This window comes from Streptomyces azureus, assembly GCF_001270025.1.
Classification (GTDB): domain Bacteria; phylum Actinomycetota; class Actinomycetes; order Streptomycetales; family Streptomycetaceae; genus Streptomyces; species Streptomyces azureus.
Genome location: NZ_DF968230.1, coordinates 21,239 through 27,251, shown reverse-complemented (window position 1 = coordinate 27,251; position 6,013 = coordinate 21,239). Strand labels below are relative to the sequence as shown.

The 6,013-nt window shown below is 72.5% G+C and carries 5 protein-coding genes; 3 read left to right on the top strand and 2 right to left on the bottom strand.

What is annotated here, in order from left to right:
- Positions 1 to 235: 235 nt before the first annotated feature.
- Positions 236 to 1,444, bottom strand: a complete 1,209-nt coding sequence (locus AOQ53_RS09425; RefSeq protein ID WP_059416539.1) for a nuclear transport factor 2 family protein — start codon at positions 1,442 to 1,444, stop codon at positions 236 to 238.
- 94 nt (positions 1,445 to 1,538) lie between these two features.
- On the opposite strand from AOQ53_RS09425, the gene AOQ53_RS09420 reads away from it, so the two are divergent.
- Positions 1,539 to 2,441 carry a LysR family transcriptional regulator gene (locus tag AOQ53_RS09420; RefSeq protein WP_059416538.1) on the top strand — a complete coding sequence of 301 codons (903 nt, stop codon included), beginning with the start codon at positions 1,539 to 1,541 and terminating at the stop codon, positions 2,439 to 2,441.
- Positions 2,442 to 2,460: 19 nt separating this feature from the next.
- Here AOQ53_RS09420 and AOQ53_RS09415 read toward each other — a convergent pair whose 3' ends face one another.
- A complete protein-coding gene (locus AOQ53_RS09415) occupies positions 2,461 to 3,258 on the bottom strand; it encodes an IclR family transcriptional regulator (RefSeq protein WP_059416537.1) in 798 nt (265 codons plus the stop codon).
- 256 nt (positions 3,259 to 3,514) lie between these two features.
- Between AOQ53_RS09415 and allB the strand changes: the two genes are divergently transcribed.
- Together allB and alc are read left to right on the top strand one after the other, a co-directional pair.
- The gene (allB, locus tag AOQ53_RS09410; RefSeq protein WP_059416536.1) at positions 3,515 to 4,855 is read left to right on the top strand and encodes an allantoinase AllB; all 1,341 of its coding nucleotides are present in this window, start codon (positions 3,515 to 3,517) and stop codon (positions 4,853 to 4,855) included.
- 35 nt (positions 4,856 to 4,890) lie between these two features.
- Entirely contained in the window at positions 4,891 to 6,006 is a 1,116-nt protein-coding gene (gene alc, locus AOQ53_RS09405; RefSeq protein ID WP_059416535.1) for an allantoicase, read from the top strand.
- The last annotated feature ends 7 nt before the right edge of the window (positions 6,007 to 6,013 follow it).

The window sequence follows — 6,013 nt, the reverse complement described above, 5'->3', positions numbered from 1 at the left end:
CGCCCGGCACGCTCCCCCAAGCTCTTCGAGCAGGGGGGACCCCCACTCGCCGCACCGGTCGAACACCCGCGTACAACCGGTACGCGGGCGTCCGCCCTGCACTCCCCAAGCTCTTCGGGCAGGGGGTACCCCCAGAGCACGTACCGGACGCCGCGGGGCCCGCCCTCCGGGCGGACGAGGGGACTTTACGGACACACCCCAGCCAGCCGCGTCACCAACCTCTCCGAAAGCACACCTAGGGCCTCTCTTCCGGATCAGGCCCAAGGGCACGCCGGAGCGGAGCGGGGCGGGAGCGGCGGTGATAGGCCTTGTTGGCGATCCGCCACCTGCCGTCGGCGCGGACGAGCAAGAAGACGTCGGTGAAGGTGTCCGCGCCGTGCAGGAGCGTCATGGTCGCGGTCGCGACGGTGCCGTGGACGTCGACGGTGTCGATGCGGCGTGACCGGGCCGGCTCGTCCGCGGCCGGCCGGCCCTTGAAGAGAGCGCAGTACTCCTCCAGGGGCCACGAGACGAACGCGCCGTCCCGGATCCCCTCGACGTGGGCGGTGGGCAGGAACGCGTCGCGGAAGTGGGCGGGGTCGCCGGTGGCGTGCCCGCGGATGTAGGCGCGGAGCGGTTCGAGCACGGCGTCCTCGACGGCGGGGACGGTGGCGGCAGTGGCGATGTCGGCCGCGGGGTCGGCGGGGATGTCCGCCAGGCCGGCCGCGCTGCGCAACGGGGTGTTCGACGCGGCGGCCAGCAGAGCCATGTCCTTGGCCAGCGCACCGATCGTGAACTCGGCCGCGGCGGTGACGGACTCGCCGGTGAGAAAAGCCCGCTTGTGCGCCACGAGCCCGCCGAGCCGGCCGAGTTCGAGCACGTCCAGCACCTGGGCGCGGGGCAGGCCGAGGGCGTCGCCCTGCCGCAGCGAGTCGCGCAGCGCGAGGACCGCGCCGGCGAGGCCGCTGTTGGCGATCAGCTTGAGCGCGGCGGCGGTGGCGGCATCCCCGACGGTCAGCACGGAGCCCAGCGTTTCCAGCACCGGCCGGGCGCGGTCCAGGGCGTCCCGCCCGGCGGCGGCGAGAATGCGCAGGGCACCGGCGGAGGCGGCCGGAACCGAGCCGAGCACGGGCGCGTGGACGTAGGACGGGCCGAGCCACCGGGCCAGTTCCGACGCTTCGGTGGGGGAGATGGTGCTGGTGTTCACCACGATCGTGTCCGCTCGCAGGGCGCCACGGACGTCTTCGAGGACCTGCCGGCAGGCCGGACCGTCGAACAGCGCCAGGAGCACGAGGCCGGCCTGCGCCACGGCGTCGTGCGGGCCGCCGGTCGTCCTGACGGCGCCCGACGTGCGTCCGGAACGCGTCCAGCCGATGACGTTGCGGTCCTGAGCGGCAAGTCGTGTCGCGATCGCGTCGCCCATGCGTCCCAGGCCGAGGACGGCGATCGTGTGCGGTGTGGTCATGGCGCCACAGTGGTGCATCCCGGCGGCTGCGAACAGCGCAGATTTCGCAGGCCGGCCCTGCGGGATGTGCATACCGGCTGGTCATACTGGGATCATGGACCTGACGGTGTGGCGAACCTTCGTGACGGTGTGCCGACTCGGGTCCCTGTCAGCGGCGGCCGCCGAGCTCCACCACACGCAGTCGGCGGTCTCCCGGCAGATCGCCGGGCTGGAGCGGCAGCTCGGCGTGTCCCTGATGGAGCGCCATGCGCGCGGCGTGCGTCCGACGCCGGCCGGTGAGGTCTTCCGGCGCCATGCCCTCGCCACCCTCAACGAGGCCGACCGCGCTGTCCGCGCCGTACGTGACGCCCGTGACGGGGCGTTCAGCCGGCCCCTGGCCGTCGGTGCGACACCCTCACTGGCCGCGGGGATCGTGCCCGAGGCCATCCGGGACCTGCTGGAGCGCGCCCGGGCCGTCCGCTGGAGCCTGCTTCCCGGTCTGAGCCCCGACCTGCACCAGCGCGTGATCGCCGGCGATCTCGACCTCGCCGTCGTCACGGACGCACCGCCGGGACTGCCCCATGACCCGAGGGTCGAGCGCCGCTTCCTCGGGCTGGACGAGATGGTCGTCGCGCTGCCCCTCGGTCATCCGCAGGCCGGGCGCGGCCCGGTGCACGTGCGGACGCTGGCCGGACAGATCTGGGTGGAGGACAACGACGGTTCGGCGGCCCTCCTGCGCCAGCACGCCGCCCGCGCCGGAGTCAGCGCCCGCATCGACCTCACCGCGGCCGATCTGCTCGGCAAGCTGGCCCTGGTCGCGACCGGTCACGCGATAGCGCTGATACCCGGCGTGCTGGCGTGCGCACTGCGCACCGACGTCACCACGGTGAGCCTGGTGGATCCCCCGACCCGGGGCATCTACACGATCACACCGCGCCGCGACCCGCATCCCAGCGCGGCGCTCCTGCTCGACCGACTCGCCGCGGCCTTCGCCCCGGCCGCTCCCACGGACTCGTGAGCGAGTCGTCGTGAACCCGTCAGGCGGGGCTCTGGGTCGCCAGGGCCTCGGACAGTTCGCCGGCGACCTGCTGGAGGACCGGCACGATCCTCTCCGTGGCCGCCTCCGTGACCCGGCCCGCCGGGCCGGAGATGGAAATGGCCGCGGCGGTGGGGGAGTCGGGAACCGAGACCGCCAGGCAGCGGACGCCGATCTCCTGCTCGTTGTCGTCGATCGCGTAGCCCTGGCGCCGCACGTCCTCCAGCGCCGCGAGGAAACCGTCCGGAGTCGTGATCGTCTTCTCCGTCGCGGCGGGCATGCCCGTACGGGTGAGCAGGGCGCGCACCTCCTCCGGCGGGAAACCGGCGAGCAGGGCCTTGCCCACGCCCGTGGAGTGCGGCAGCACGCGCCGGCCGACCTCCGTGAACATGCGCATCGAGTGCTTCGACGGCACCTGCGCCACGTAGACGATCTCGTCCCCGTCCAGCAGCGCCATGTTCGCCGTCTCGCCGGTCTCCTCGACCAGCCGGGCGAGATACGGCCGTGCCCAGGTGCCCAGCAGCCGGGAGGCGGACTCGCCGAGGCGGATCAGGCGCGGGCCGAGTGCGTACCGGCGGTTGGGCTGCTGCCGTACGTACCCGCAGGCCACCAGCGTGCGCATCAGGCGGTGGATGGTCGGCAGGGGCAGCCCGCTGCTCGCGGACAGCTCGCTCAGGCCGACCTCGCCGCCCGCGTCCGCCATCCGTTCGAGCAGGTCGAAGGCGCGCTCCAGGGACTGGACCCCGCCGTTGGCGGAGGACCGGGCGGAGTCGGTGGTGCTGGCGCTGGACGTCGGCACGGCGCGTTCCTTTCGGGACTGGCGGAAGAGCAGAAGCCTACCCGGCAGTCGGTTGACTCCCCGCTTGTACGTAGCTACGTTCTGCGTACTGGAAGCCTAATTCCGCTTTGTGGAAACGTCCAGAGTGGCCGCGTGAGGGGTGCGGTAGCCCAGTGTGCCCTTGACGGCGCGGAAGAGGGAGTGAAGACTCCTTCAACAGAAAGTTGAATTCCATTGCGTGGAAGTAAGCGGAAGCAAGTGGAAGTAAGGGGTCCGGGTGTCCGACGCTGAACTGGTGCTTCGCTCGACGCGTGTCATCACTCCCGAGGGGACGCGCGCCGCTTCGGTCGCGGTCGCCGCCGGCAAGATCACTGCCGTCCTCCCGTACGACGCACCCGTACCGGAGACCACCCGCCTGGAGGACCTGGGCGACCACGTCCTGCTGCCCGGCCTGGTCGACACCCACGTGCACGTCAACGACCCCGGCCGCACCGAGTGGGAGGGTTTCTGGACCGCCACCCGCGCCGCCGCGGCCGGCGGCATCACGACCCTCGTCGACATGCCCCTCAACTCCCTCCCGCCGACCACGACCGTCGCGCACCTGCGGACCAAGCAGCAGGTCGCCGCCGACAAGGCGCACATCGACGTCGGCTTCTGGGGCGGCGCCCTGCCCGGCAACGTCAAGGACCTGCGCCCGCTGCACGAGGCCGGCGTCTTCGGCTTCAAGGCGTTCCTGTCGCCGTCCGGCGTCGACGAGTTCCCGCACCTCGAACGGGACCCGCTCGCCCGCGCCATGGCGGAGATCGCCGCCTTCGACGGCCTGCTCATCGTGCACGCCGAGGACCCCCACCTCCTCTCCTCCGCCCCGCAGCGGCCCGGCCCCAGGTACGCCGACTTCCTCGCTTCGCGCCCCCGGGACGCCGAGGACACCGCCATCGCCCAGCTCATCCGTGAGGCGAAGGCCCTCAACGCGCGCGTGCACGTGCTCCACCTCTCCTCCAGCGACGCCCTGCCGATGATCGCCGAGGCGCGGGCGGAGGGCGTACGGCTCACCGTGGAGACCTGCCCCCACTACCTGACCCTCACCGCCGAGGAAGTCCCCGACGGCGCCAGCGAGTTCAAGTGCTGCCCGCCGATCCGCGAGTCCGCCAACCAGGACCTGCTCTGGCAGGCGCTGGCCGACGGCACCATCGACTGCGTCGTCACCGACCACTCCCCGTCCACCGCCGACCTGAAGACCGACGACTTCGCGACGGCCTGGGGCGGCATCTCCGGGCTCCAGCTGAGCCTGGCGGCGGTGTGGACCGAGGCCCGCAGGCGCGGGCACGGCCTGGAGGACGTGGTCCGCTGGATGTCCGCGCGGACATCCGAACTCGTCGGGCTCGACGACCGCAAGGGCGCCATCGCGGCGGGCCGCGACGCCGACTTCGCCGTCCTCGCCCCCGACGAGACCTTCACCGTCGACCCCGCGGCCCTCCAGCACCGCAACCACGTCACGGCCTACGCGGGCAGGACCCTGTACGGCGTCGTGAAGTCCACCTGGCTGCGCGGGCAGCGCATCGTGGCCGACGGCGAGTTCACCGAACCGAAGGGGCGACTGCTCACCCGAACCAACTGATCCTCATCCCGGACTTCGAAAGGCACCTGATCACCGTGACGGCGATTCCCAGTTTCACCGGCGACGCGAACCCCTACGGAGGCGGCGACCCGTACGCGGACTACCGCACCGCCGGCTTCCCCTTCACCCAGTACGCCAACCTCGCCGACCGGCGCCTCGGTGCCGGTGTCATCGCCGCCAACGACGAGTTCTTCGCCCAGCGCGAGAACCTGCTGGTGCCCGAGCGCGCCGAGTTCGACCCCGAGCGCTTCGGGCACAAGGGCAAGATCATGGACGGCTGGGAGACGCGGCGTCGCCGGGGCGCCTCCGCCGAGCACCCCTGGCCGACCGCGGAGGACCACGACTGGGCGCTGGTCCGCCTCGGCGCCCCGGGCGTGGTCCGGGGGATCGTCGTCGACACGGCGCACTTCCGCGGCAACTACCCGCAGGCCGTGTCCGTCGAGGGCACCTGCGTGCCGGGCTCCCCGTCGCCCGAGGAACTCCTCGGGGACGGCGTGAAGTGGACGATCCTCGTGCCGCGCACCCCGGTGGGCGGACACGCGGCGAACGGTTTCCCCGTCGCGGTCGAGCAGCGCTTCACCCACCTGCGGGTCAACCAGCACCCCGACGGCGGCATCGCCCGTCTGCGCGTGTACGGCGAGGTCGTCCCGGACCCCGCCTGGCTGGAGGCGCTGGGCACCTTCGACGTCGTCGCCCTGGAGAACGGCGGCCAGGTCGAGGACGCCTCCGACCTCTTCTACTCGCCCGCCACCAACACCATCCAGCCGGGCCGCTCCCGCAAGATGGACGACGGCTGGGAGACCCGGCGCCGCCGCGACCAGGGCCACGACTGGATCCGCTACCGGCTGGCCGCCCAGTCCCGGATCCGCGCCCTGGAGATCGACACCGCGTACCTCAAGGGCAACAGCGCCGGCTGGGCCTCGGTGTCCGTGCGCGACGGCGAGGACGGCCAGTGGCGGGAGATCCTGCCCCGCACGCGCCTCCAGCCCGACACCAACCACCGCTTCGTACTCCCGGTCCCGGCCGTCGGCACGCACGCGCGTGTGGACATCTTCCCGGACGGCGGCATCTCCCGGCTGCGGCTGTTCGGCTCCCTGACGGAGGACGGTGCGCGGCGCCTCGGGGCGCGTCACCAGGAGCTGGGCGGCTGAGCCGACC

Bases quoted from the DNA above. Each gene is read 5' to 3' on its own strand.
- AOQ53_RS09425 (WP_059416539.1), bottom strand. From the start codon at position 1,444: ATGACCACACCGCACACGATCGCCGTCCTCGGCCTGGGACGCATGGGC.
- AOQ53_RS09420 (WP_059416538.1), top strand. From the start codon at position 1,539: ATGGACCTGACGGTGTGGCGAACCTTCGTGACGGTGTGCCGACTCGGG.